Origin of the sequence: Pseudomonas sp. NPDC078700, from assembly GCF_044542375.1 — a bacterium.
GTDB lineage: Bacteria > Pseudomonadota > Gammaproteobacteria > Pseudomonadales > Pseudomonadaceae > Aquipseudomonas.
On sequence record NZ_JBITUI010000004.1, the window covers coordinates 104628 to 130795 of the forward strand.

A 26168-nucleotide genomic window follows, 5' to 3' on the forward strand; every position below is an offset into this window, starting at 1 on the left:
CGAAGGTCTTTGTTTGAGAGCACAAGCGGTCGAGTCAGCCCATGCCAACTCGACCTGAATTATGCGGTCCCGCTAGGGAGACCCGAGATGTTGAATACTGTTTTGCCCATCCTGCTGTTCGTCGCGCTGGCGTTGGCAGTCGTGGGCGCGCTGAAACGCTTTGCCATGTGGCGGCGTGGACGGCCTGCACAGGTTGACTGGATTGGCGGGCTGCTGGCCATGCCGCGCCGCTATATGGTCGATCTGCACCATGTCGTAGCCCGCGACAAATACATTGCTAATACCCACGTTGCAACTGCTGGCGGCTTCGTTTTGGCGGCGGTTCTGGCAATTGTGGTGCATGGATTTGGCCTGCACAGCCGAATCCTAGGTTTCACCCTTTTGGCCGCAACAGTATTGATGTTTATCGGTGCGCTGTTTGTCGCGAAACGCCGCCTCAACCCACCCTCACGGCTGTCGAAAGGCCCGTGGATGCGCTTGCCGAAAAGCCTGCTGATGTTCTCCGCCAGCCTGTTTATCGCCACCTTGCCCGTGGCCGGGATTGTGCCTGTAGGCTTTGGTGGCTGGCTTCTGGCTGCAATTTTGCTGGTGGGTATAGCCTGGGGTGTCAGCGAGTTATTCTTCGGCATGACCTGGGGCGGGCCGATGAAACATGCCTTTGCCGGTGCCCTGCACCTGGCCTGGCACCGCCGCGCTGAACGCTTCGGCGGCGGGCGCTCCAGCGGGCTAAAAGCCCTCGACTTGAACGATCCGCAAGCTCCGCTTGGCGTCGAAAAACCCAGCGATTTCACCTGGAACCAATTGCTTGGCTTTGATGCCTGCGTTCAATGCGGCAAATGCGAAGCCGCCTGCCCGGCCTTTGCTGCTGGCCAGCCGCTGAATCCGAAAAAGCTCATTCAAGACATGGTCGTCGGTTTGGCTGGGGGCACCGACGCTAAATTTGCCGGTTCGCCCTACCCGGGCAAGAACATCGGCGAACACAGCGGTGGGCCGCACTTGCCGATAGTCGCGCTTGATGGCAAGGCACTGGTCGATGCCGAAACCCTGTGGTCATGCACCACTTGCCGGGCTTGCGTTGAAGAATGCCCGATGATGATTGAGCACGTTGACGCCATCGTCGACATGCGTCGCCATCTGACATTGGAAAAAGGCGCAACGCCGAATAAAGGCGCAGAGGTACTGGAAAACCTAATCGCCACCGACAACCCGGGCGGTTTCGCACCCGGTGGCCGATTGAACTGGGCGGCCGATCTCGACCTGCCCCTGATGCGCGAGAAACAACAGGCCGATGTACTGTTCTGGGTCGGCGACGGTGCCTTTGACATGCGCAATCAACGCACCTTGCGCGCTCTGGTCAAAGTCCTTAAAGCCGCTAACGTCGACTTCGCCGTGCTTGGGCTGGAAGAGCGCGACAGTGGCGATGTAGCGAGACGGCTAGGCGATGAAGCCACCTTTCAACAGCTGGCAAAACGCAACATCGACACCTTGGCCCAATACCGCTTCAAGACCATCATCAGCGCCGACCCACACAGTTTCCATGTGTTGAAAAATGAGTACGGTGCATTGGGCGGTCACTACAGCGTGCTGCATCACAGCACCTATATTGAGCAGTTGATCAGTGCTGGCAAACTCAATCTAAGCAAGCACCAGAATGCCTCAGTCACCTATCACGACCCCTGCTACCTGGGCCGATACAACGGCGAATATGAAGCGCCGCGCAAGGTGCTTAATGCCATTGGTATTGAGGTCAAGGAAATGCAGCGCTCGGGCTTTCGTTCGCGTTGCTGTGGCGGCGGCGGTGGTGCCCCCATAACCGACATACCCGGCAAACAGCGGATTCCGGACATGCGCATGGTCGATATCAATGAGACCGGCGCTGAGATTGTCGCGGTGGGATGCCCACAATGCACCGTCATGCTTGAGGGTGTGGTTGAACCGCGCCCACAGATCAAGGATATCGCCGAACTGGTTGCTGAGATGCTAATCGAAGCCGCGCCGGTTCGTCCTGCCCAGCGTGAAGTTGTGGAGGCCGTATGAGTGAGATTATTCGCCGCGACCCGCGGGCCGAGTGGATAGCGCGCAATCGCCTGCACCCACTGCATGCAAGCCTGCAAGTCAGCGTTGCAAGCTGGCTAAGCGCTGCTGGCGTACCGCGTAAAAACCCGCATGCGCTTGGCTTTATTGGGCCCAACGGGATCAAACGCATCGACCGTTCCGGCGCGCAACACACCAGCACGACCAAACGCAGCACCGCGCCTACCGCTGTCCAGCTACCCCTGCATATTGTCGAACAACCGGCGTTCTATATTTGCGTGGTACCCGATATGGTCGGCGGCCGCTTGAGCAGTCATGACAAAGACCTGCTGGGCCTCGCCAACAAGCTCGCTGGCACCGAGGGCGCAGTGGTGGCGGTGATATTTGCCGAACACAAGGAAAGCGCATTCGACACCGCGGGTGTTGACCGTATCCTGCACTTCACAGACGCAGTGTTTGATGGCTACTCGCCTGAACAACGTGTGCGTGCATTAGTCCGGGTTGAAAATCAGCTTGCCCCGCGTCACTGGCTGTTGCCTGACAGCCGCAATGGTGGCGCAGAGTTGGGCCGCAGGCTGGGCGCGAAACTGTCTGAGCGCCCGGCAACCCGAGTTTGGCAGGTTGCCGACGAACAGAGTATTGGTCGCGCAGGCGCTGGTCGTGAAGACCTTCAGCGACCAGCTCCACGGTTAATTTTGGCCATGGCTGAATGTGCCGAACCGATCAGCGAAACCCGGCATCAAGCACAAGCCATGCAGCTCCAAGATGCGATCATCACGGGTAAATCCCACATTGAAGACCTTGGCGCGGTGGCTGTAGACCCGGCGTTGATTCCAATGGCCGAGGCTGAATTTATTTTGTCCGGCGGCAACGGTGTCAAGGACTGGTCGTTGTTTCATCAAGCAGCCGAAACCCTGGGAGCCACTGAGGGTGCCTCGCGGGTGGCCGTCGATGACGGCTTTATGCCGCGCAACCGCCAGGTCGGCGCAACCGGCACCTGGGTTACAGCACGGGTCTATCTGGCCGTAGGTATTTCCGGCGCGATCCAACACCTGCAGGGGATTGGTGCCTGCGACAAAGTCGTCGCGGTGAATATGGATGCCAATTGCGACATGGTCAAACGTGCTGATTTGTCAGTCATTGGCGACTCAGCAGCCATCCTTCAGGCATTGATTACACGCATCGACGCCCATCGTCAGGGAGGTATTCGTGATGCAGCCTGATACCGCAGCAGCGCTCAAGATTGTGGCGCTGGTTTCAATCGGCGCCCATCCAACATCCGGCAGGCCAAGGCGCGCCGAACAAGATGCCCGTGCAGTCGAGCTCGGCTTGCGTCTCGCGGGCCAGACCTTAGAGGTCGTGCACGCAGGGGATGCGCAACAGGAAGCCTTGCGCGGCTATTTAGGCATGGGGATCAAACAATTGCAGGTGCTTGAGCAGCCACCGCATGCAGATGTCATTCATGCATTGAGCGACTACTTATCTGACAGCGATGCCCAACTCATTCTAACTGGCAGCCAGGCAGAAACCGGTGAAGGCTCAGGCATGCTTCCCTATTTGCTCGCCGAACAACTCGGTTGGCCGATTGTCGTGGGGCTGGCCGAAGTTGAGCGTATCGACCAAGGCGTTGCCCACGTATTGCAAGCACTCCCGCGCGGCCAACGCAGACGTCTGCACGTGCAGATGCCATTTATCGCCAGCGTCGATAACGCTGCGCCCTCAGCCAGGCAAAGTGCCTTTGGCCCGGCACGACGCGGTGAGCTAAAGATTACAGCCGCAAATGTCTGCCCGGATCCTTTATTCACCGAAGCGCAATTGCAGCCCGCACGACCACGGCCTAAACGGCTTAAAGTCATCAAAGCCAAAACCGGCGCAGAGCGCATGAAAGCAGCTACAGCCAAGTCATCTGGAGGTGGCGGTCAAGTGCTCAAGGATTGCTCGCCAACTGAAGCCGCCGAGGCTATCTTCAAATTACTTATTGATGAAGGTGTATTGCGCTAAGCGCAGCCATTCGCAGAGGGTTTACCATGATGCACGCTGACTTGATCGACCAGGAAGACCTGCGCGAACGCCTCAATGCCATAGGCTTGGCGATACCCGCGGGAGCAAGCGCAGAACAAGCCTGCGCCCAAGCCGTTAGCGGCCTGAGCCCAGACCGCGCCTTGGCGTTACGCCGAGTCGTGGAGGAGTTATTGGGGGGCAGCGCTACCCTGTTGCCTGCTGTGCGTGAAGCGATTTCACGCACGCTGTTGCCGGCACTGGTTCCTCAACCGAAATAAACCCGAATTGAATCTATTTCGTAGGGCCGATGACGCTTTTTTCATCCGCCATCAGCGACTGTCGATATTCGGGTTGATCGGGCAAGCCTTGTGTTGCCCGCTCTACGCACGGGTTAAATTCGCACGCTGGCAAAGGTCGACTCACCCTGCGCACGGGTCAGCGCTGCCATGGCACTCGATGACGAAGGCCGCATCAAGTCTTCGGTCACTGGCACCAACGAGACGATTTTCGACAGGCTGTTTCCGGCGCGCTCATCACGCGGTGGAATGCCAAAATACTCGCGGTAGCACTTGGAAAAATGCGGGGTCGAAACAAAGCCACAGACCGAAGCGACTTCAATAATCGACATCGATGTTTGCTTAAGCAACTGACGCGCACGGATCAGGCGCAGCTTCAGGTAATAGCGTGATGGTGAGCAGTGCAGGTACTTCTGAAATAGCCGCTCCAATTGACGCCGCGAAACATCGACATAGCAAGCGAGTTCGTCGAGGTCGATAGGCTCCTCAAGATTGGCTTCCATCAGGGCAACGATTTCCTGCAGCTTCGGCTGATTAGTGCCGAGCATGTGTTTGAGCGGAACTCGCTGGTGATCTTGCTCGTTACGAATGCGTTCGTAGATAAACATCTCGGAAATTGCCGCCGCCAATTCACGACCGTGTTCGCGGCCGATTTTGTGCAGCATCATGTCCATCGGAGCGGTGCCGCCAGACGAGGTATTACGGTTGCGGTCAATGGAGAACAGGCGCGTGGTGATTGCCGCACGCGGAAAGGCTTCCTGCATCGACGCCAAGCATTCCCAGTGCACACTGCAGTCGTAGCCATCAAGCAGACCTGCTTTAGCCAAAGCCCAGCTACCGGTGCATACAGCCCCCATATGACGCCCCTGACGCGCCATTTGCTGAAGCCATTGCAAGTGCTCGCGCGTCACGCTTCGCTGGATATCGACACCACCACAGACAATGATTGAGTCCAGCTTGGGGACGCTGCTGATGGATGCGTCAGGGCTGATATTAAGCCCGTCGCTCGCCGAAACCTGTGCCCCGTTCAGGCTAATGGTGTACCAGCGATACAGCTCTTTGCCAGACAGCTGATTGGCCATGCGCAGCGGCTCGATTGCCGAGGCCAGAGAAATCAGGGTGAAGTTATCCAGAAGCAAAAAGCCGATTGTTTGAGGCAACTGGTTCGGAGGCTGAGCCCCGCTGGTGGACTGCGACATTAAGCAAACCCTCACACAAGCACATGGTTGAGCTTTAACAGCTCTTCTTGGAATAGGTCTACGAAGCTCAGCGCGAAGTTCAGGCAGGTTATTAACAGTTTCAGTCGCTGTTAATAACGCAGCATCAGCACTGCGTAATCGTAATCAAGCACGCAACGTCTGGCTTACGGCAGCCCCAGACAGGCTGTGAATGCAACGCAAAGGCCATGCCTAAATTGATCAGCCGTTCAATAAAAAATAGTCCATAGCTGCAGCCCACGCCATACCCGCATTCACAGTTACGACAAAAGCATTCGGAAAACGACCTTTGAGCCAGCTACAACGGGGGGTTGAGCATTTTAGTAGCAGCTTTCAAACAGCTGTTTGTAACCCCGCCTCAAATTGCCAGAGGCGCAGTAACAGACCAACGGTAGTCATCTGCTTGGGCGGTGGACGGATCGATAGCAATACAGCCAAGCTGGACACGCACCAAAATTAGGCGCTGGTCCGTTCACTGACCTGTGAACGTTCAAAACCTCAACATTCGATGGCGCTTACAGCCAAACCACCGCGAGAGGTTTCCTTATATTTATCCTGCATGTCAGCACCGGTATCACGCATGGTGCGGATGACGCGATCAAGTGAAATAAAATGCTTTCCGTCCCCACGCAACGCCATTTGCGCGGCATTGATGGCCTTGACTGCGGCAATGGCATTACGCTCGATACAGGGCACCTGAACCAGTCCGCCTACGGGGTCACAGGTCAGGCCGAGATTATGCTCCAGGCCAATTTCCGCTGCATTTTCCAGTTGCTCAGGGGTTGCCCCAAGAATTTCAGCCAGCCCAGCAGCAGCCATCGCGCAGGCAGAACCGACCTCGCCCTGACAGCCGACTTCGGCACCTGAGATGGAAGCGTTCTTTTTACACAGGATGCCAATAGCCGCAGCGCTGAGCAGATAATTGACCACATCATCGTCGCAAGCGTCCGGGTTGAACTTCATGTAGTAATGCAACACTGCGGGAATAATCCCTGCCGCACCATTGGTGGGTGCGGTGACCATCCGCCCTCCCGCCGCATTCTCTTCATTGACTGCCAATGCAAATAGATTCACCCACTCCATGGCGGATAGGGTTGAGCCGATCACATTAGGCTTACCCAGTTCTTGCAGACTACGATGCAACTTGGCGGCGCGGCGCTGGACATGCAAACCGCCTGGCAAAATACCTTCGTGACGCAAGCCGTGCTCGACACAATCGCGCATCGCTTGCCAGAGCGTTAGCAGGCCGCTGCGTATCTGCGCTTCAGTTCGCCACGCTTGCTCGTTAGCCATCATCAATTCGCTAACCCGCAAATGGTGCTGCTGACACAGGTCCAGCAACTGCACAGCACTGGAAAAATCATAGGGCAAGCGGGTTTCATCTTGATCCAGCTTGCCGGTCGCGGCTTGCTCTTCATCCACAACAAAACCACCACCCACGGAATAGTAGGTGTTACTAAGCACCTGGCATTGCTGTGCATCAAAAGCCGTCAATGTGAGTGCATTGGGGTGATACGGCAGGTTCTCTTCGAGTAACAGCATATCGCGCGGCCAATCGAAGCGAATTAACGGCCCACCCCCTAACTTCAGCTGGGCTGTGGCTTTCAGTGTCTCGATTCTAGGCAGCACCTGACTGGGGTCAACACTATCTGGCAACTCGCCCATCAAACCGATCAATACTGCGTTGTCACTGCCATGACCAACCCCTGTCGCTGCAAGCGAACCATACAGCCGGACCTCAATACGCTCGACTTGAGCCAGCGATTGCGCCTCCTTTAGCGCAGCTAAAAACAGCGCGGCAGCGCGCATTGGCCCGACGGTGTGCGAGCTGGAAGGGCCAATGCCAATTTTAAACAGGTCAAATACACTGATAGCCACGACAGTTTCCCCAAAGGAATCGTTGTTTCGCGCCATCATCAATATTTCGGCAAAGGGCTGACGCCCAGCACCGACTTGCTCATACCCAAACCCGTCAACACTTAACCCTAAATGCCTATTTGCTGAGGCAAAACCGAGCGCTATTAAATCCCTGGGTGCTGTTTTTCAACAACACAGGCAGCAGCAAAACATCGCGTAATTAATGACCAAATACCCTCGTTCATGAACGGTCCAAATCAATGAAATCCCTATAAAAAAATACGCAAAAGCAACGCCGGATAAGCGCAAAAAAAACAACAATCCCAGCCGCACCTCAACAGCAAAAACGTGCAATAAAAACTACACTTGAGCAGTAAAATTCCTCAAAAAACCGATTTTTTTCAGTTTTTTTTCATTGCGCCGCAGCCCCCGGCCTACGGCGGCTACGTCCGACTGAAGCGCTGAAAACCACGAGCGGCGCGGCTTTCAGCCTTGGCCTTGAGGGTAAAAAGTCTGTTATGGTTTTAATAGGTATGCGCAATGTCGTCGCCCAACACGTCAGGGTCGCTAATCGACAATTGTCGCCACTAGAAGCCTATATCGTTGAGTCAGCCGATTTCGTCGCTGTTGCTTGAAACCGAGCAAACAGACCGAGGCCCAAAGCCTCGGACCGAAGTAAAAAAACGTGCTGGCCAACCCCCAAGTGGGCGCCAGCCCAACAAAAAAATTCGGATGTACGCGCATCTCAGGTTGAGATGTGTTCACCCAAGGGATTGGGCTTCAAAACACTGCCAGAGGGTTTGGAACGCAGTTTGCAACACGGCAAAGCAAGGTTTGATCACAATCACACCACTAAATCGCCCACCGCCTTAACGGCACATGGGGCGACGCTTTGGTGGTGCCTGAATAAACCCAGTGAGTCGCGTAGCAATTGGCCAACCATATCCTGGAACCACGTAAACCCACACAGACACGAACAGTCGGCATCACTCTGCCAACGAGTAGAGTTCCGCGTAACTGATCTGGATGTCTTCTGAAGGGGAACAAATCCCATGCAGTCTGGAAAAATCGTCGTAAAAAACCTGTACAAGGTTTTTGGCCAAAATGAACAAGAAGCAATCGACCTGCTTAAAGAAGGTTGGAGCAAGGACAAAATCCTTGCAGAAAAAGGCTCAGTAATCGGAGTCAGCGATGTCTCCTTTAGTGTCGAAGAAGGCGAGATATTTGTATTGATGGGCCTGTCAGGCTCGGGCAAATCAACCCTTATTCGACTGATCAACCGTTTGGTTGAACCAAGTGCTGGTGATGTTTTCATTGATGGGCAGAACGTTGCAAAGCTGCCTAAGTCGCAATTGATCGACCTGCGTCGTCGTGACATGAGCATGGTCTTTCAGTCCTTCGCGTTGATGCCTTCTCGCACCGTCCTGGACAACGCGGCGTTCGGTCTCGAAGTGGCTGGCGTCAGCCGCAAAGAACGCGAAGAACGTGCGATGAAAGTGCTCACTCAAGTGGGCCTCGACACCTTTGCGCAAAAACATCCCCATGAGCTGTCAGGTGGTATGCAGCAGCGCGTTGGCCTGGCCCGCGCACTGGCAGTTGACCCCTCGATGATCATCATGGACGAAGCCTTCTCGGCCCTCGACCCACTCAAGCGCCGGGAAATGCAAGACGTGCTGCTTGAGCTGCAAAAAACCCATCGACGCACCATTATCTTCGTATCCCACGATATTGAAGAGGCCATGCGCATCGGTAACCGCATCGGCATCATGGAAGGCGGCAAACTGATTCAGGTCGGTACACCGCAAGAGCTGGTCGATAATCCAGCCAACGATTATGTGCGTAACTTCTTCGACACTGTCGACACCAATCGCTACCTGACCGCCGGCCAGCTCAAGGCTGACAGCGTACCGCTGTTCGTTCACAACGGCAGTGCACCAGACGCGCAAATGGTCTGCCAGAAGCTGCAGGATATGGACAAGCATTACGCCTTTATCGTCGACCAGGACAATGTGTTCCAAGGCTCTATCAGCCTTGAAAAGATTGCCCTGCTGGTCGAAGACGGCCAACCCCACGCCTTGGATGCTGAAGTGCTCAAGCAGATTGAGTGCGCCCCAGAAGACCTGCCGCTCAATGAAGTGATTGAGCGCTTGGTTGATAACGAAGGTCCTATCCCGGTGAAGGATGAAAACGGTCGTTACAGCGGCGCAATCAGCAAGGGTCGTCTTCTGACCCGCATGCAGCAGGGAGACTAATAATGAGCGATAAAAAACTCGACCTCGGCAGCTGGGTAAATGATGTTGTCCAGCACTTGCTGGATAACTACAGCGGCGCATTCGACAGCATCGGTCAGGTTGTCAGTGGTTTCTCTGAAGCCATTGAAGCGGTGCTGATGTACCCGCCAGCGTGGCTGCTGATTGCTATTTTCGTTGCGCTGGGCATCTGGCGTATCGGCTTGCGCTTCGCGATTTTCACCGCTGTCGCTTTCGTGCTCATCGTCATGACCGGCTTCTGGGAGCAAACGGTGGTGACCCTCGGGCTTACCTTCTCGGCAACGCTGATCAGTTTGATTCTGGGCATTCCGCTGGGTATCTGGGCGGCTAAAAGCGAACGAGTGGCGATGATTATCCGGCCTATCCTCGACTTCATGCAGACCATGCCAGCGTTCGTCTACCTGATCCCTGCTGCCATGCTCTTTGGTCTCGGTCGTGTACCCGGCATTATCGCTACGGTGATCTTTGCAATGCCACCCGCGGTACGTTTAACCAGCTTGGGTATTCGTCAGGTCAACAAAGAAATTGTTGAGGCTGGCCAGTCGTTCGGCTGTAACGGCCGTCAGTTACTGTTCAAGGTGCAACTGCCAAACGCAATGCCATCAATCATGGCGGGCGTTAACCAGACCATCATGATGGCCTTGTCGATGGTCATTATTGCCTCGATGGTGGGTGCCGGTGGCCTGGGTAACGACGTACTCGCGAGCATCCAACGCCTGGATATCGGTCTAGGCTTTGAAAGCGGCATGGCCGTGGTGTTGCTGGCAATCATCCTTGACCGCATTACTGAAAGCTTCGGCACACCTAAGCAAGAGAATAGTCGCAGCAGCGTTGTTACGTGGCTGAGTGAAAAATTACAACGCCAATAATTAAGCGTTTCATTCTAAAAAGACTAGGGAGTTGCCGATGAACACGATTAAGACACTTGCAGGAATTGGCCTGCTGACTTGCGCAATGATGCAAGGCGCATGGGCGGCAGAGCCAGCAAGTTGTAAGCAGGTTAAATTTGCTGAAATTGGCTGGGCTGATATTTCCGCAACAACCGGCGTTGCGATGACCCTGACTGAGGGTCTGGGCTATCAGCCACGCAAGATTCTCGCCTCAGTGCCTATCGCGTTTACCGGGGTAAAAAAGAAGCAAATTGATGTATTCCTGGGCTACTGGGCTCCCTCAATGGATGCAGTCATTGAGCCATTTCTCAAGGACGGTGGGGTCAAGGTGCTGCCTAAAGCCAACCTTGAAGGTGCCAAATACACCTTGGCAGTACCGACCTACGCGGCAGAAGCTGGCCTGAAAAGCTTCCAGGATATTGCCAAGTTCAAAGACCAGCTGGGTGGCAAAATCTACGGCATTGAGCCCGGCAACGACGGCAACCTGTTGATCGAGAAAATGATCAAGGGCGACCAATATGGTCTCGGCGATTTCCGCATGGTTGAATCCAGTGAAGCGGGCATGCTGGTCCAGGTTCAGCGCGCTGTGAAGAAGAAAGAACCGGTGGTTTTCCTCGGCTGGGCCCCTCACCCGATGAACACCCAGTTTGACCTGACCTACCTATCCGGCGGTGACGATGTATTCGGCCCGGATTACGGCGCAGCCAAGGTCTACACCGTGGTTTCCCCTGGCTATGAAGAGCAATGCCCCAACGTTGGCAAGCTACTCAATAACCTGCAGTTCTCGGTCGAAATCGAAAGCCAGTTGATGGAAAAAGTTCTCGATAAGCAGAACCCAACCGAAGTGGCAAAAGAGTGGATCAAGGCCCATCCAGAGTCTCTGGATAAGTGGCTTGCAGGTGTAACCACTATTGATGGTGAAGACGGCGCTGCTGCCGTTAAGAAATTCGTCGGCCTGTAAAATTGCCAATGACGATCAATGCGTTCCTGGCTGCCACAGCGCGAACGCTTGATAAAGCGGGCAGACATTGTTTGCTCGCTTACCGGGCGACTCAATTTAGATTGAACGTCCCTGTGGACCACAAGGGTGCAGCCCAAGGCCCGCAATCAGAACGAGCCAGTAAACCTATAACAACTGCCACTCACACTGACGGAGCAAAACCCTATGCGTAAATTCAAATCACTGTGCCTGCAAAGTCTCGGCGTTGCTGCCTTGGCGCTTGGCATGTCCTCAGCAATGGCAGCTGACAAGCCAGAGCTGAAAATCGGTTTCGTAAACGGCTGGGACGACAGCGTCGCAGTTAGTAACGTTGCAGCTGAAATACTTGAAAGCAAACTTGGTTACAGCGTCAAGTTGCAAGCCGTAGAGCCTGCAATCATGTGGCAAGGCGTAGCCCGTGGTGACCTTGACGCCACCCTGTCTGCTTGGCTGCCGGTAACACACGGCGAATACTACAAGCGTTTCAAAGACAAGGTTGAAGTGCTCGGTACTAACTATGAAGGTGCAAAAATCGGCCTGATCGTGCCTGATTACTTCGCGGCTAAAAGCATCGAAGACCTGAACAAGTACAGCAAAGACATCGACGGTAAAATTACCGGTATTGATGCCGGTGCGGGTGTTATGCGCCGCACAGAAGATGCAATCAAACAGTACAACCTAGACGTCAAACTGATGCCAAGCTCTGGCCCAGGTATGGCTACAGCCCTGACCCGTGCGGAGAAAGACAAAAAGGCAATCGTGGTGACAGGTTGGATTCCACACTGGATGTTTGCCAAGTGGAAATTGCGCTTCCTGGAAGATCCGAAGAAAGTTTTCGGTGATGCAGAGCACGTAGACACAGTGGCTAACCCGGCACTGGCGACCAAAGCACCTGAAGCAGCCGCATTCTTGAAGAAAATCTCCTGGAATGGTGAAGAAGTGGGGGCGGTAATGCTGGCTATCCGCGAGGGCGCTGACCCTAAAGATGCGGCGAAAAAATGGATTGCGGCAAATCCTGATCGCGTAGCTGAGTGGCTAAAATAAGCTGACATCTCGTAGGGGGATGATGTCTTTACCATCCACCCTTTCAGCTGTAAAAAAGCGGACCTCGGTCCGCTTTTTTTATGGGCCTGAGGCACCCGGTGGACAAATTATCCAGAACCGGCTGTGCATTCTTGCTATCCCTCAGCAGGCAGGCACTTATTGAGCAGCGCCAGTAACGTCTCACGTTCGGCATCGGTGAGCGGTGCAAATGCAGCCGTTTCAGCCGCATAGAAAATATCCAAGGCCTGCTCTTTAACTTGATCGCCTTGGGCAGTCAGGCTCAACTGCACGCTGCGTTGATCCTGCGGGTCGGGTTCACGCTTTATCCATCCGCGCGCCTCAAGGCTACGCACCCTTCGGGTAATCAACGCTTTGTCACAGCCGTTGAGTTTGGTCAGTGCCAGTGGGTTCAGGCCCGGCTGCAACGCCAACTGCTCAAGCAACAAAACATCGGGTGGATTAAGCGCAAGACTGGCCTCTCGCATGTCGCGTAGAACCTGGTGCTTCATACCCATAATCAGCCGACGCAGGGTGCGAGATAACGCTTGGTTGGTCAAGGTGAAACACTCTGAAGTAAGGATTCTGTAAACAATGTTGACTCAGTCAACCATATCGCGAGAATGTTGACCCCATCAACTATATCGCCTTTTTTACTGAACTTGCCTGCTCAATACAGCAGCGCGGGGTATCGGTAGGTCGTAACGGAGAGCTGGGCATGCAAGGCAACCTTAGACCCCTAATAATTAGCTCGATGGTTGCATTGAGTCTCTTGTTAACTGGCTGCGATGAACCCAGTGCCACAAAAGAAAAACAGCCACAACAAGTTGGCATCATCACCCTCAAAGCCAAGCCCTACGAGCAAACGGTAGATTTGCCAGGCCGTACCACAGCATTACGCACCGCCGAGGTTCGACCTCAGGTCGACGGCATTATCCTCAAGCGTCTGTTTGAAGAAGGCCATGATGTCAAAGCCGGGCAAGTGCTCTACCAGATTGACCCAGCCACCTACCAAGCCACATTAAAGAGCGCTGAAGCGACACTGGCGTCCGCTAAAGCCAAAGCCAAGCGTTATCAGTTACTGGTCTCCAGCCAGGCCGTTAGCCAGCAGGATTACGAAGCCGCCCGCGCCGCCAGCCTTGAAGCGGAAGCCGCCACAGATCAAGCCCGGATCAACCTGCGCTACAGCAAGATCACGGCCCCTATCAGCGGCCGCATCGGGCGCTCGGCATTTACCGAAGGCGCGCTGGTAACCAATGGCCAAAGCACAGCCTTGGCCACGATCAAACAGTACGACCCGATTTACGTCGACGTTACCCAGTCAGTCCAAGAGCAACTGGCGCTGCGCAAGGCGATCGCCGCAGGCGAGCTCGACAAAGCTGGTAAGAATCAGGCACAAGCCAAGCTAATCCTTCCTGACGGCAGCCATTACCAGCACACCGGCACCCTGCAGTTTTCCGAAGTGTCGGTGGATGAAACGACCGGCTCGGTCACCCTGCGCGCAGTTTTCCCTAACCCCGACCATCTCCTTCTGCCCGGCATGTTTGTGCACACCAAGTTGATTAGCGGTGTGCGCAAACAAGCCATCCTCGCGCCACAGCAAGGCATTAGTCGCGACCACAAAGGCCAACCGGTGGCGATGTTGGTGGATGCCGACAACAAAGTGGTGCTGCGCCCGGTCACGACCCACAGTACGTCCGGCAGCAACTGGCTGATTACTGCAGGGCTAAAGGATGGCGACCGACTGATCACCGAAGGCCTGCAGTACGTCTTGCCGGGCGATACGGTCAAGCCGGTTGCTGCCCAGAATATAAAAGCCGATGCCGATGCCGATGCTGATGCCGTGCCGGAAGCCGAGATAGAAACAGAAGCAGACCCCTCGACCATTCCGGCACCTGCCGTCGACCCTCAATAAGGAGCGGCACGCATGTCTCGTTTTTTCATCGACCGGCCGATCTTTGCCTGGGTAATTGCGCTGATGATCATGCTGGTCGGCAGCTTGGCTATCCTCAACTTGCCGATCAACCAGTACCCCAGCATCGCGGCACCCGCCATTGGCATCAGAGTCACCTACCCCGGTGCCTCGGCACAAACTGTACAAGACACTGTGGCTCAGGTGATCGAGCAGCAACTCAACGGCCTCGATAACCTGCGCTACATTTCCTCGGAAAGTAACTCCGACGGCACCATGACCATTACGGTGACGTTCGACCAAGGCACCGATGCGGATACGGCTCAGGTGCAAGTGCAGAACAAGCTACAACTGGCGACCCCGCTGCTCCCGCAAGAAGTGCAGCAACAAGGGATCAGGGTCACCAAGGCCGTGCGAAACTTCCTGATGATCGTGGGTGTGGTGTCCACCGATGGCAGCATGGACCGCGACGACCTTGCCGATTACATCGTCTCCAATATCCAAGACCCGCTGCTACGCGCCAAGGGCGTGGGTGACTTCCAGATTTTTGGTGCGCAATACGCCATGCGCATCTGGCTTAACCCGGAAAAGCTCAACAATTATCAACTGACACCAATCGACGTCAAAACCGCTATTCAAGCGCAGAACGTGCAAATTTCCTCGGGCCAGTTCGGTGAACTGCCCGCCCAGAATGGCCAGCAGCTAAATGCGACCATTGTGGGCAAGACCCGCCTGCAAACCCCGGAGCAATTCGAAAATATCCTGATCAAGGTCAACGCTGATGGCTCTCAGGTTCGCCTCGGCGATATCGCCAAGGTTGAGTTGGGCGGAGAAAACTACAACACCTCAGCAGAATATAACGGCAAACAAGCGGCCGGCATGGCGATAAAACTCGCCACGGATGCCAACGCCCTGGAGACCTCGGCCGCTATTCGCAGCACCCTCGAAGACCTCAAGCCGTTCTTCCCCAAGGGTCTTGAAATTGTTTACCCCAACGACACCACCCCAGTCATTGCGGGCTCGATCAAAGAGGTGATATTCACCCTGATGGAAGCCGTGCTGTTGGTGTTTTGTGTGATGTACCTGTTCTTGCAGAACTTCCGCGCCACCTTGATTCCGACCCTGGCAGTACCGGTGGTCTTGCTTGGCACCTTTGCGGTGCTCGATGCATTCGGCTTCAGCATTAACACCTTGACCATGTTCGGCATGGTGCTGGCAATCGGTTTGCTGGTGGATGACGCCATCGTGGTGGTGGAGAACGTGGAACGGGTGATGGCCGAGGACAAGCTCTCGCCGCTCGAAGCCACGCGCAAATCCATGGGCCAGATTCAGGGTGCCTTGGTCGGTATTGCCCTGGTGCTGTCTGCTGTGTTCCTGCCGATGGCGTTCTTCGGTGGCTCTACCGGGGTTATCTACCGGCAGTTCTCAATTACCATTGTTGCGGCCATGAGCCTATCGGTGTTGGTTGCACTTATTTTCACCCCGGCCCTGTGCGCCACCCTGCTCAAGCCGATCAAAGACGGCGAAGTCCACAGCAAGCGGGGCTTCTTCGGCTGGTTCAACAGGACCTTCGAGCGTGGCGTAAGCGGCTATGAGCGCAGTGTCAGCAGCATCCTTAAACGCAAACTGCCGTATCTAATTCTCTACGCATTGATTCTGTGCATCATCGCGTGGATGTTTTCACGCATCCCCACCGCCTTCCTGCCAGAGGAAGACCAAGGCTCGTTCTATGCCCAAGTGCAAACCCCTTCGGGCTCCAGCATGGCACGGACCAAAGAGGTCATGGATGAGGTACGCGATTACCTGCTGAACGACGAAAGCAATATTGTCGAGTCGGTGTTCAGTATCAGTGGCTTCAACTTCGCGGGTCGCGGGCAAAGTTCTGGTATGGCGTTCGTGACCCTCAAACCTTGGGAAGAGCGTCCTGGTGAGGAAAACAGTGTTTTCAGTCTGGTAAAACGCGGCCAGGCACGCTTTCACTCAATCACCGACGCCATGGTCTTTGCCTTTGCCCCACCGTCTATTCGAGAACTGGGTAACTCCAGCGGCTTTGACATGTTCTTGCAAGACCGCGCCGGGGTCGGCCATGAAGCGCTGAGCGAGGCCCGTGATCAGTTACTCAAGATGGCGCGCGACAATCCGGTGTTAACAGGCGTGCGGGCCAACGGCCTGAAAGATGAGGCGCAATACCAGCTGGAAATCGATGATGAACGTGCCCGAGCGTTGGGGCTGAGCCTCAGCGACATCAACAATACCTTGTCGATTGCCTGGGGCTCCAGCTACGTCAACGACTTCATCGATAAAGGCCGGGTGAAAAAGGTATACCTGCAAGGCGAGTCAGCAGCGCGCATGGTTCCCGAAGATTTGAACAAATGGTACGTGCGCAACAGTGAAGGGAAAATGGTGCCCTTCAGTGCCTTTGCGGGCGGCAAATGGATAACCGGCTCACCGAAATTGCAGCGCTACAATGGCGTTTCAGCCTTGGAAATTCTCGGGGCTCCGGCCGAGGGGTACAGCACCGGCGATGCCATGCGAGCCATGGAGGAAATGGCCGGCAAACTCCCTGTCGGCGTGGGTTACTCCTGGACGGGTATTTCTTATGAAGAGCGCTTGTCTGGCTCTCAAGCACCGGCGCTTTATGTACTGTCGATGGTCTTCGTGTTCCTGTGTCTGGCAGCGCTTTATGAGAGCTGGACCATTCCGCTGGCAGTCCTGCTGGTGGTGCCACTGGGCATAGTCGGCGCGCTGCTTGCCACCAGTTTGCGCGGGCTGTCGAATGATGTGTTCTTCCAAGTTGGCCTGCTCACGACCATTGGTTTGGCGGCAAAAAACGCCATCCTGATCATCGAGTTCGCCAAAGAACTATACGACAGCGGCAAAAGCCTCACCGAGGCTGCGCTTGAAGCCTGCCGCATGCGCTTGCGGCCGATCATCATGACCTCGCTGGCGTTTATCCTCGGCGTAGTGCCACTCACCATATCCAGTGGCGCAGGTGCAGGTAGCCAGCATGCCATCGGCACTGGGGTTATCGGCGGTATGCTCAGCGCCACTCTGCTGGCTATATTCTGGGTGCCGTTATTCTTTGTCTTGATCAGCTCGTGGTTTAAACCGAAAAAAGTTGCGCCAACTGCCAAAGACGAGGTGCAGCCATGAACAAATTCGCCCTGAGCGTTATCACCCTGACGCTACTCGGGGGTTGCTCGATGAACCCTGAGTACCAGCAGCCACCGGCACCTGTTGAAGCAGCGTATCCGAGCGCCGACGCATACCCGGCACTGGGTTCGAACGACGCGACGCAGTTGCAAGAGTGGCGCAGCTTTTTTAAAGATCCGGCGCTGATCAAGCTGATCGAGCAGTCAATCAATAACAACCGCGACCTGCGCGTCGCGGCCTTAAATGTCGAGGCGTATCAGGCTCAATACCGTATTACGCGTGCTGAGCTTTTCCCTGAGGTCAATGCCAACGGCACTGGCACCCGCCAGCGTCTACCTGAAGGGGTCAACCAGAGCGGCGAATCGAGTATCAACAGTCAATACAGCGCCACCTTGGGCGTCAGTGCCTGGGAGCTGGATTTCTTCGGGCGCATCCGCAGCCTTAATCAAGCAGCGCTGGAACAGTATTTCGCCACGATCGAAGCGCAACAAAGTGTACGCATCAGCCTGATTGCGAGTGTTGCCAATGCTTGGTTCACCTTGCAGGCCGACCGCCAGCTGCTGGCACTTACCGAGCAAACGGCCAAGACCTACCAAGACAGCTACGACCTGACTCAGCGCAGCCTGAATGCAGGTGCTGTGTCGGCGATTGTGTTAAGCCAGGCGAAAACTGCACTGGATGGTGCCAACGTGGTGTTGGCGCAGTATCGGCGTCAAGTTGCGCAAGACCAGAATGCGCTCGTGCTGCTGCTCGGCAGTGCCTTACCACAGGACCTGCCTGCCAGCCCGAAACTGAACGACAACCTGCTCACCGAAGTACCCGCAGGTTTGCCCTCGCAGTTGCTGCAACGACGCCCCGACATTCTACAGTCGGAGCATCTGCTTAAAGCGGCAAACGCCAACATAGGTGCGGCGCGCGCGGCCTTTTTCCCAAGTATCAGTCTGACTGCCAATGCCGGAACCATGAGTTCATCATTGTCTGATTTGTTCAGCGGCGGCTCTGGCACCTGGTTATTTCAACCCGAAATCAATCTACCCATCTTCAATGCAGGCCGTCTTCGCGCCTCACTGGATGTAGCCGAGATCGAGAAAAACAGCCAGATTGCGCAATATGAAAAAGCCATTCAACTGGCCTTTCAGGAAGTATCTGATGGTTTGACTGCGCGACTGACCTACAAAGAGCAGCTCGCTGCACAACAGCAACTACTCAATAGCACCCAGCAGTACTTCGATTTGGCGCAACAGCGCTACCGTGGTGGGGTCGACAGTTATCTGATTTTCCTTGATGCCCAGCGCTTGCTGTTTCAGGTTCGCCAGGACCTGATCAGCGACCGCCTCGCTCAGCTCAGCAGCGAAGTTAACCTGTACAAGGCCTTGGGTGGCGGCTGGCAACCGGGCAGCGAAATGGCTGAGGGCTCATAACGGGTGGATGACGTTTTTTTCATCCACCCTTTGTCGCAGAGAAAGTCCGTGTACCCGCCGCTCTTTGAGCATTTCGCTGGCTGGGCCTCAGTCAAAGCGACTCTCAAGGGTTAAGCAGCCAGTTGAAAAACCTTAGCCAAGTGCGCTGCATAACGCGCACTGTCTTGGTCGATGGCAGGGGCCTTCATCACATCGTTGCAGATGAATGTTGGCAAGCCACTCAACCCCAGAAATTCGTTAGCTTTATGGAAAGGCAAATACACGGCATCAACACCCTTGCCGGAGAAAAAGTCAGTCGGGTCATCAAATGCTTGGGTTGGCGCGTTCCAGGTCAAGGACAGCATGTATTGCTTGCCTTGGAGCAAGCCGCCGCTGCCGTATTTCTGAGAACTGTCTGAGCGGGTACGGCCATCATTGGCGTACAAGCTGCCATGCCCCTGCGTGAACACTTCATCGATGTACTTCTTTACAATCCAGGGTGCACCCATCCACCAGCCTGGCATTTGATAGATGATCACATCGGCCCAGAGAAACTTCTCAACCTCGGTTTGAATATCGTAACCGTCATCAATACGTGTGGTTTTAAGCTCAAAACCAGCATGATCAAGTACCTGTAGCGCAGTTTCGTGCAGGGTGCTGTTGTAACGCCCAGCTGAGTGAGCAAAGGTTTTACCCCCGTCGAGTAACAATACTTTTTTCATTGGGCTCGTCATAAAAAAGACTCCGTAAGTTTTAGTTGCGCCCAGTTTAGAGAGCCCTCGCCTATTGAAAAATAGGCCCAGAAGCAAATAGCATTTGACTAAAAATCACGAATAAAACCCGATTTACTGCTTTAAAGTTCAGCAATCATCCCTTGATTGAGCGCCTCTTTATGAGCAAGCCATACGCCTTTATCCTTGACGCCTACACTCGCCCTGACCAGTCCGAAGCTTTTGCTGAGTTATTCAGGGGTTATATCGCCCCCAGCCGTGCTGAAAGTGGCTGCGTTGAATACCACATGCTTCGTGACCCGCAAGATCCAACACGCTTTAGCTTCTACGAGGTCTGGCAGGATCAAGCCGCATTCGACAGTCATGTAGCCCTGCCCCATATGCGCCAATTCCATGAACAACGAATGAATTACCTGAGTCGCGAGCTCGAGGTACGCATGATCGAACCGGTGATCGCACAGCCTGTTTAACCGCGACGGTGGAGCAACAGCGCTGTTGTCAAAATGCCAATCAAGTCGCTCAACAACACTAATATTGATTGATCGATCAACAAAAACAGCCCTAGACTGCAAATCCTTATAAGCACCTGCTGGAGTTTCAAATGCCCAAGGTCGGAATGCAGCCGATCCGTCGTTCACAGCTCATTGCCGCAACCCTTGAAGCTGTTGATCAAGTCGGCATGAGCGACGCCAGCATTGCCTATATTGCCAAGTTGGCTGGGGTTTCCAACGGCATCATCAGCCATTACTTCAAAGACAAGAATGGCTTGCTAGAAGCCACCATGCGCCACTTGATGCTGGCGTTGAGCGACGCCGTGCGTTCACGTCGCAGCGCCCTCAAGGACAACAGCCCGAGAGAGAACCTGCGGGCAATCATCGACGGTAACTTTGATGACAGCCAGGTCAACGGTCCAGCCATGAAAACCTGGCTGGCTTTTTGGGCCAGCAGCATGCATCAACCCTCTTTACAGCGTTTGCAGCGGGTCAACGATCATCGTTTGTACTCAAATCTGTGTGGCCAGTTTCGCCGGGTTTTACCGCAAGATCAGGCCCGCACTTCTGCTCGTGGCCTGGCCTCACTGATCGATGGTTTATGGTTACGCGGTGCGTTATCCGGCGAGGGTTTTGACACCCAGCAAGCGCTTAACATCGCCTACGACTATCTCGATATGCAACTCGGTGAAGCTGTCTAACCGGCACCCAAACATCGCCTGAATCCCCCTGCAAGCCCCGTAATTGCTGTCGCTAACAGAGCAGTTTCGGTCGCCTCCAGGCTTTTTATTGATTGAACGTTCAATAAAAATAACGTAGCCTAGTTTCATCTTTTTCGGCTCAATCTGCGCAGTTAAACCACTACTGCTACAGCGCCGACATCTCTGGCCATGGCGCTTCACGCCATCAGCCTGCCTTGCACAGAACAGAACAGAATAAAGAGGATTTCCCATGGCTCGATTCGAAGACCAGAAACTCTATATTGGCGGCCGTTACGTAAACGCCAGTAGCGCTTCAACATTCGAAAGCATCAACCCCGCCACAGGTGAAGTGCTCGCCAATATTCAACACGCCAATCAACAGGATGTGGACAACGCCGTTGCCAGCGCGACAGAGGGGCAAAAAGTCTGGGCTGCGATGACTGCAATGCAGCGCTCAAGAATCCTGCGCCGCGCTGTCGATATTCTGCGTGAGCGCAACGATGAACTGGCCGAACTGGAAACCCTCGACACCGGCAAGCCGCTGTCTGAAACCCGTTTTGTCGATATCGTCACCGGTGCCGATGTGCTGGAGTACTACGCCGGGTTGATCCCAGCCATTGAAGGCGAGCAAATTCCGCTGCGCGACACTTCATTCGTTTACACCCGCCGCGAACCCCTGGGCGTAGTTGCCGGTATCGGCGCCTGGAACTACCCGATCCAAATTGCGATGTGGAAATCTGCACCGGCCTTGGCTGCCGGCAACGCAATGATTTTCAAACCCAGTGAAGTCACCTCCCTGAGCGCAGTAAAACTGGCTGAGATCTACACCGAAGCCGGGGTTCCTGACGGTGTATTCAACGTGCTCACTGGCAGCGGCAGTACAGTTGGGCAAATGCTAACCGAGCACCCGGGCATCGCCAAAGTGTCCTTCACCGGCGGCACGACCACCGGCAAGAAGGTCATGGCCAGCGCCTCCAGCTCTTCGCTGAAAGACGTAACCATGGAGCTCGGCGGCAAATCACCGCTGATCATTTTTGAAGATGCTGACCTCGATCGCGCCGCCGACATTGCCATGATGGCTAACTTCTACAGCTCCGGTCAGGTGTGCACCAATGGCACGCGGGTGTTTGTCCCGCGCATGCTGCAATCGCGTTTTGAGAACAAAATTGTCGAACGCGTTAAGCGCATTCGCTTGGGCGACCCGCAAGACGAAAACACCAACTTCGGGCCGTTGGTGAGCACAGCTCACATGGACAACGTGCTGCGTTATATCGAAACCGGTAAGGCGCAGGGCGCTCGTTTACTGTGCGGCGGCGAACGTGTAACCGACGGCGAGTTTGCCAAAGGAACCTACGTAGCCCCGACTGTTTTCACCGATTGCAGCGATGACATGACCATCGCCCGCGAAGAAATCTTCGGCCCGGTCATGAGCATTCTGGTTTACGACACCGAAGATGAAGTGGTGCGCCGTGCCAATGCCACCGATTACGGCCTGGCCGCGGGCATCGTCACCCGCGACCTCAACCGTGCTCACCGCGTTATCCACAAGCTTGAAGCCGGTATTTGCTGGATCAATACCTGGGGCGAATCTGCCGCCGAAATGCCGGTCGGCGGCTACAAGCAGTCTGGGGTTGGCCGCGAGAACGGTCTGAGCACCCTGACTCATTACACGCGCATCAAGTCGGTTCAAGTTGAGTTGGGCGACTACGCCTCAGTTTTCTAAGTGCCATAAACAAGGGTCATTTGCCGTACTCAATGGCCCGCAACCGCCACTTAGAACGACTCTGAAAGCTGCACAGCCTGTGCATTTCAGCGTCATAGCAACCGTCGCACCGCAGGTACAGATCATGAATCAAGAATTTGACTACATCATCATTGGCGCTGGCTCTGCCGGCAACGTCTTAGCCACCCGCCTGACTGAGGACAGCGATGTCAGCGTGCTTCTGCTGGAAGCGGGCGGCCCGGACTACCGCCTGGATTTTCGTACCCAAATGCCTGCTGCGCTGGCCTTTCCACTGCAAGGGCGACGTTACAACTGGGCCTATGAAACCGACCCTGAGCCCCATATGAACAACCGCCGCATGGAATGTGGCCGCGGCAAAGGCTTAGGCGGCTCATCGCTGATCAACGGCATGTGCTATATCCGCGGTAACGCCATGGATTATGACGGCTGGGCGAAAAATACTGGCCTCGAAGACTGGAGCTACCTTGACTGCCTGCCGTATTTCCGCAAGGCAGAAACCCGCGATATCGGCGCGAATGCTTATCACGGTGGCGAAGGCCCGGTCAGCGTATGCACCCCAAAAACCGGCAACAACCCATTATTCAACGCAATGATTGAGGCGGGCGTGCAAGCGGGTTATCCACGTACCGATGACCTCAATGGCTTCCAGCAAGAAGGCTTTGGGCCAATGGATCGCACGGTAACCCCCAAAGGGCGTCGCGCCAGCACTGCACGGGGTTATCTTGATCAAGCCCGTGCGCGCAGCAACCTGACGATTGTCACCCACGCCCTGACCGATCGAATTATGTTCAGCGACAAACGCGCAACGGGCGTTGCCTATTTACAGGGCGACAGCAATACCCCGGTTACGGTTAGGGCGCGCCGGGAAGTGCTGCTGTGCAGCGGCGCGATCGCCTCACCGCAAATTCTGCAGCGCTCCGGGGTTGGTCCGGCCGAGTTGCTCAAAGAGCTGGATATTCCTGTCGTTCACGACCTGCCCGGCGTCGGCGAAAACCTGCAAGACCATCTGGAGATGTACTTGCAATACAGCTGCAAGCAGCCGGTATCCCTCTACCCTGCCCTACAGCTGTGGAACCAGCCGATGATTGGTGCCAAATGGATGTTTATGGGGAGCGGTATCGGCGCCAGCAACCAGTTTGAGGCGGGCGGTTTTATTCGTTCGCGGGAAGAATTCGAGTGGCCTAACATTCAGTACCACTTCCTGCCGGTGGCAATTAATTACAACGGCAGCAATGCCGTCAATGAGCACGGTTTCCAGGCCCATGTCGGCTCCATGCGCTCACCAAGCCGTGGCCGGGTGCGCGCCAAGTCAAAAGACCCGCGCCAACATCCGAGTATCCTCTTTAACTATATGGCGCATGAACAGGATTGGCAGGAGTTCCGCGACGGTATCCGCATTACCCGCGAGATCATGGCGCAGGTTGCGCTAGACCCATACCGTGGCCGCGAAATCAGTCCGGGCGTAGATGTCACCAGTGACGAGCAACTTGATGCCTTTATCCGCGAGCACGCCGAGACTGCATTTCACCCGTCATGCTCCTGCAAGATGGGCGAAGACGACATGGCGGTGGTTGACGGTCAGGGCCGGGTACATGGCCTGCAGGGCTTGCGCGTAATCGATGCCTCAATCATGCCGTTGATCACCACCGGCAACCTCAATGCCCCAACCATCATGATGGCCGAGAAGATCGCCGATAAGATTCGTGGACGAACGCCCTTGCCCCGTAGCAATGCGCCCTACTTTGTCGCCAATGGCGCAGCAGTACGTGGGCCTGCCATGCGCGCAGCATCAGCCCGGTAGCGCGGACCACACCCGAGCAGGCGCTCTGCATGCCAATCAGTGATTGAATAATCGCGCAGCATTGCCAGCACCACAGGCAATATTGAATTACAGTTGTAGCCATTGCTGTGACTGAGGTCGATTATGTTGCCGCTTGACGCCCGCACTGCCCGCCTGTTGCCCTGGATTGTTGCCATTGCGTTTTTTATGCAAACGCTCGATGGCACCATTCTCAATACTGCTCTACCGAGCATGGCCCATGATTTAGCTGAGGACCCGCTGCGCATGCAGTCTGTGGTCATCGCCTACATGCTCACTGTGGCCTTGTTGATTCCGGCATCAGGTTGGATTGCCGATCGTTTTGGAACCCGGCGGATTTTCTTTGGGGCCATCTTGCTGTTCAGCCTCGGCTCACTGCTTTGCGCGCTTTCGCAATCGCTCAACATGCTGATCGGCGCTCGTGTTATCCAAGGACTTGGAGGCGCGCTGATGATGCCTGTCGGACGCTTGGTGGTGCTGCGCGCATACCCACGCAGCGACTTGGTCAGGATCATGAGCTTCATCACCTTGCCCGGCCTGCTCGGCCCGTTGATAGGCCCAACATTGGGCGGCTGGTTAGTTGAGTACACCAGTTGGCACTGGATATTTTTAATCAATCTACCCGTCGGTGCGGTCGGTTGCTGGGCTGCATTCACCTTAATGCCGGATTTGCGCGGCCCTGAACGCACACGCTTTGACGCTATTGGCTTTACCTTGTTCGGCGCATCGATGGTGCTGATCACCATCGCCCTTGAAGGCTTGGGTGAGCTGGGCATGGCCCATGTGCGGGTGCTACTGTTGTTATTGGGGGGCTTGGCGTGTTTAGCCGCTTATTGGTTACGCGCTGGTCGCACCGAGAACGCCCTGTTCTCACCCAAGCTATTCAATACCCGCACCTTCGCAGTCGGTATTTTAGGAAATATGTTCGCTCGCTTGGGCAGCGGTTCATTGCCGTTTCTAACACCACTGCTGTTGCAATTGGCCATGGGCTATTCGCCCTCGCAAGCGGGCATGAGCATGATCCCGCTGGCGCTCGCCGCGATGATCATGAAACCCCTGGCCAAACCCCTGATTGACCGATTGGGCTACCGGCGCATTCTCACCGGCAATACCCTGCTGCTCGGTGCACTCATCGCCAGCATGGCCTTGGTTGACGGTGATAGCTCACCGCTGCAATTAATCATTCAACTGTCACTTATAGGTGCTTTCAACTCCCTACAATTCACTGCGATGAATACCGTAACCCTGATCGACTTGCGAGATGACGAGGCAAGCAGTGGCAATGGCCTGCTCTCGGTTGTGGTGCAACTGTCGATGAGTATCGGGATTGCAGCAGCAGCGGCGCTATTGAGCGGTTTTACAGCGGAGAACAAGGGCAATCCCGACGGGGTTATCTGGGCATTCAAAGCCACTTACTTGTGCATCGGTTTACTGTCGATGTTTGCCGCTGCGATTTTCCTTCAACTGGCTCCAGCCGAGGGCCGCAGCCCAAGACGGGCTAATCCAGAGCTGGACCAGAATGACTAAGTCCTAAGGCGCACTTTTAAAAACTTCACTGGCAACTGACTATTTCAGGTACTTCGGTCGGTCCAGCAACAGCGCTGGGGCCCGCACCTGTTACACTGCGCGACA

Annotated in this window: 20 protein-coding genes; 16 read left to right on the forward strand and 4 right to left on the reverse strand. The window is 55.2% G+C overall.

Annotated features, from left to right (window positions below):
• Positions 1-87 precede the first annotated feature (87 nt).
• The 4 genes from dgcB to ACIGCM_RS14675 are packed head-to-tail and all read left to right on the forward strand — an operon-like array spanning position 88 to position 4313.
• Positions 88-2037, forward strand: a complete 1950-nt coding sequence (gene dgcB, locus ACIGCM_RS14660) for a dimethylglycine demethylation protein DgcB (protein WP_397502822.1) — start codon at positions 88-90, stop codon at positions 2035-2037.
• Positions 2034-3257, forward strand: coding sequence for an electron transfer flavoprotein subunit alpha/FixB family protein (locus ACIGCM_RS14665; RefSeq protein WP_397502823.1), 1224 nt, complete (start codon positions 2034-2036; stop codon positions 3255-3257). The genes dgcB and ACIGCM_RS14665 overlap by 4 nt, the downstream gene beginning before the upstream one ends.
• Entirely contained in the window at positions 3247-4035 is a 789-nt protein-coding gene (locus ACIGCM_RS14670) for an electron transfer flavoprotein subunit beta (RefSeq protein ID WP_397502824.1), read from the forward strand. Before ACIGCM_RS14665 ends, ACIGCM_RS14670 begins: the two co-directional genes overlap by 11 nt.
• Positions 4036-4061: 26 nt before the next feature.
• Complete coding sequence (locus ACIGCM_RS14675; RefSeq protein WP_397502825.1) at positions 4062-4313, forward strand: hypothetical protein; 252 nt, start codon at positions 4062-4064, stop codon at positions 4311-4313.
• 113 nt (positions 4314-4426) lie between these two features.
• On the opposite strand, the gene ACIGCM_RS14680 is transcribed toward ACIGCM_RS14675, so the two are convergent.
• Positions 4427-5530, reverse strand: a complete 1104-nt coding sequence (locus ACIGCM_RS14680; protein ID WP_397502826.1) for a GlxA family transcriptional regulator — start codon at positions 5528-5530, stop codon at positions 4427-4429.
• A gap of 516 nt (positions 5531-6046) precedes the next feature.
• Positions 6047-7426 carry an L-serine ammonia-lyase gene (locus tag ACIGCM_RS14685; RefSeq protein WP_397502827.1) on the reverse strand — a complete coding sequence of 460 codons (1380 nt, stop codon included), beginning with the start codon at positions 7424-7426 and terminating at the stop codon, positions 6047-6049.
• A gap of 1031 nt (positions 7427-8457) precedes the next feature.
• Between ACIGCM_RS14685 and ACIGCM_RS14690 the strand changes: the two genes are divergently transcribed.
• The 4 genes from ACIGCM_RS14690 to ACIGCM_RS14705 all read left to right on the forward strand — a co-directional run bounded on the left by ACIGCM_RS14690 (position 8458) and on the right by ACIGCM_RS14705 (position 12588).
• Entirely contained in the window at positions 8458-9657 is a 1200-nt protein-coding gene (locus tag ACIGCM_RS14690) for a glycine betaine/L-proline ABC transporter ATP-binding protein (RefSeq protein ID WP_397502828.1), read from the forward strand.
• 2 nt (positions 9658-9659) lie between these two features.
• Entirely contained in the window at positions 9660-10544 is an 885-nt protein-coding gene (locus ACIGCM_RS14695; RefSeq protein ID WP_397502829.1) for an ABC transporter permease, read from the forward strand.
• A gap of 37 nt (positions 10545-10581) precedes the next feature.
• Positions 10582-11526 (forward strand): choline ABC transporter substrate-binding protein, encoded by a 945-nt coding sequence (locus tag ACIGCM_RS14700; RefSeq protein ID WP_397502830.1) that lies wholly within the window; start codon positions 10582-10584, stop codon positions 11524-11526.
• Positions 11527-11730: 204 nt separating this feature from the next.
• Complete coding sequence (locus tag ACIGCM_RS14705; RefSeq protein WP_397502831.1) at positions 11731-12588, forward strand: glycine betaine ABC transporter substrate-binding protein; 858 nt, start codon at positions 11731-11733, stop codon at positions 12586-12588.
• 134 nt (positions 12589-12722) lie between these two features.
• On the opposite strand, the gene ACIGCM_RS14710 is transcribed toward ACIGCM_RS14705, so the two are convergent.
• Entirely contained in the window at positions 12723-13097 is a 375-nt protein-coding gene (locus ACIGCM_RS14710) for a MarR family winged helix-turn-helix transcriptional regulator (RefSeq protein WP_397502832.1), read from the reverse strand.
• Positions 13098-13303: 206 nt separating this feature from the next.
• Between ACIGCM_RS14710 and ACIGCM_RS14715 the strand changes: the two genes are divergently transcribed.
• Genes ACIGCM_RS14715 through ACIGCM_RS14725 form a run of 3 tightly spaced genes read left to right on the forward strand, consistent with a single transcriptional unit; the run spans position 13304 to position 19071 of the window.
• Positions 13304-14500: an efflux RND transporter periplasmic adaptor subunit gene (locus ACIGCM_RS14715; RefSeq protein WP_397502833.1), complete on the forward strand. Its 1197-nt coding sequence runs from the start codon at positions 13304-13306 to the stop codon at positions 14498-14500.
• A 12-nt stretch (positions 14501-14512) separates the two neighbouring features.
• On the forward strand, positions 14513-17650 hold the full coding sequence (locus tag ACIGCM_RS14720) for an efflux RND transporter permease subunit (RefSeq protein WP_397502834.1): 3138 nt from the start codon (positions 14513-14515) through the stop codon (positions 17648-17650).
• Positions 17647-19071: an efflux transporter outer membrane subunit gene (locus ACIGCM_RS14725; RefSeq protein ID WP_397502835.1), complete on the forward strand. Its 1425-nt coding sequence runs from the start codon at positions 17647-17649 to the stop codon at positions 19069-19071. The genes ACIGCM_RS14720 and ACIGCM_RS14725 overlap by 4 nt, the downstream gene beginning before the upstream one ends.
• Before the next feature lie 110 nt (positions 19072-19181).
• On the opposite strand, the gene ACIGCM_RS14730 is transcribed toward ACIGCM_RS14725, so the two are convergent.
• Positions 19182-19772 carry an NAD(P)H-dependent oxidoreductase gene (locus ACIGCM_RS14730; protein ID WP_397503308.1) on the reverse strand — a complete coding sequence of 197 codons (591 nt, stop codon included), beginning with the start codon at positions 19770-19772 and terminating at the stop codon, positions 19182-19184.
• 170 nt (positions 19773-19942) lie between these two features.
• Between ACIGCM_RS14730 and ACIGCM_RS14735 the strand changes: the two genes are divergently transcribed.
• From ACIGCM_RS14735 to mdtD, 5 genes are all read left to right on the forward strand, one after another.
• Positions 19943-20251 carry a putative quinol monooxygenase gene (locus tag ACIGCM_RS14735; protein WP_397502836.1) on the forward strand — a complete coding sequence of 103 codons (309 nt, stop codon included), beginning with the start codon at positions 19943-19945 and terminating at the stop codon, positions 20249-20251.
• A 131-nt stretch (positions 20252-20382) separates the two neighbouring features.
• The gene (betI, locus tag ACIGCM_RS14740) at positions 20383-20973 is read left to right on the forward strand and encodes a transcriptional regulator BetI (protein WP_397502837.1); all 591 of its coding nucleotides are present in this window, start codon (positions 20383-20385) and stop codon (positions 20971-20973) included.
• Positions 20974-21223: 250 nt separating this feature from the next.
• Complete coding sequence (gene betB / locus ACIGCM_RS14745) at positions 21224-22696, forward strand: betaine-aldehyde dehydrogenase (RefSeq protein ID WP_397502838.1); 1473 nt, start codon at positions 21224-21226, stop codon at positions 22694-22696.
• A 124-nt stretch (positions 22697-22820) separates the two neighbouring features.
• Positions 22821-24518: a choline dehydrogenase gene (gene betA, locus ACIGCM_RS14750; protein WP_397502839.1), complete on the forward strand. Its 1698-nt coding sequence runs from the start codon at positions 22821-22823 to the stop codon at positions 24516-24518.
• A 123-nt stretch (positions 24519-24641) separates the two neighbouring features.
• Positions 24642-26063: a multidrug transporter subunit MdtD gene (gene mdtD / locus ACIGCM_RS14755; protein ID WP_397502840.1), complete on the forward strand. Its 1422-nt coding sequence runs from the start codon at positions 24642-24644 to the stop codon at positions 26061-26063.
• Positions 26064-26168 lie beyond the last annotated feature (105 nt).

Coding starts and splice junctions, on each gene's coding strand:
- dgcB (WP_397502822.1), top strand. CDS start 88: ATGTTGAATACTGTTTTGCCCATCCTGCTGTTCGTCGCGCTGGCGTTG.
- ACIGCM_RS14665 (WP_397502823.1), top strand. CDS start 2,034: ATGAGTGAGATTATTCGCCGCGACCCGCGGGCCGAGTGGATAGCGCGC.
- ACIGCM_RS14670 (WP_397502824.1), top strand. CDS start 3,247: ATGCAGCCTGATACCGCAGCAGCGCTCAAGATTGTGGCGCTGGTTTCA.
- ACIGCM_RS14675 (WP_397502825.1), top strand. CDS start 4,062: ATGATGCACGCTGACTTGATCGACCAGGAAGACCTGCGCGAACGCCTC.
- ACIGCM_RS14680 (WP_397502826.1), bottom strand. CDS start 5,530: ATGTCGCAGTCCACCAGCGGGGCTCAGCCTCCGAACCAGTTGCCTCAA.
- ACIGCM_RS14690 (WP_397502828.1), top strand. CDS start 8,458: ATGCAGTCTGGAAAAATCGTCGTAAAAAACCTGTACAAGGTTTTTGGC.
- ACIGCM_RS14695 (WP_397502829.1), top strand. CDS start 9,660: ATGAGCGATAAAAAACTCGACCTCGGCAGCTGGGTAAATGATGTTGTC.
- ACIGCM_RS14700 (WP_397502830.1), top strand. CDS start 10,582: ATGAACACGATTAAGACACTTGCAGGAATTGGCCTGCTGACTTGCGCA.
- ACIGCM_RS14705 (WP_397502831.1), top strand. CDS start 11,731: ATGCGTAAATTCAAATCACTGTGCCTGCAAAGTCTCGGCGTTGCTGCC.
- ACIGCM_RS14710 (WP_397502832.1), bottom strand. CDS start 13,097: ATGAAGCACCAGGTTCTACGCGACATGCGAGAGGCCAGTCTTGCGCTT.
- ACIGCM_RS14715 (WP_397502833.1), top strand. CDS start 13,304: ATGCAAGGCAACCTTAGACCCCTAATAATTAGCTCGATGGTTGCATTG.
- ACIGCM_RS14720 (WP_397502834.1), top strand. CDS start 14,513: ATGTCTCGTTTTTTCATCGACCGGCCGATCTTTGCCTGGGTAATTGCG.
- ACIGCM_RS14725 (WP_397502835.1), top strand. CDS start 17,647: ATGAACAAATTCGCCCTGAGCGTTATCACCCTGACGCTACTCGGGGGT.
- ACIGCM_RS14730 (WP_397503308.1), bottom strand. CDS start 19,772: ATGAAAAAAGTATTGTTACTCGACGGGGGTAAAACCTTTGCTCACTCA.
- ACIGCM_RS14735 (WP_397502836.1), top strand. CDS start 19,943: ATGAGCAAGCCATACGCCTTTATCCTTGACGCCTACACTCGCCCTGAC.
- betI (WP_397502837.1), top strand. CDS start 20,383: ATGCCCAAGGTCGGAATGCAGCCGATCCGTCGTTCACAGCTCATTGCC.
- betB (WP_397502838.1), top strand. CDS start 21,224: ATGGCTCGATTCGAAGACCAGAAACTCTATATTGGCGGCCGTTACGTA.
- betA (WP_397502839.1), top strand. CDS start 22,821: ATGAATCAAGAATTTGACTACATCATCATTGGCGCTGGCTCTGCCGGC.
- mdtD (WP_397502840.1), top strand. CDS start 24,642: ATGTTGCCGCTTGACGCCCGCACTGCCCGCCTGTTGCCCTGGATTGTT.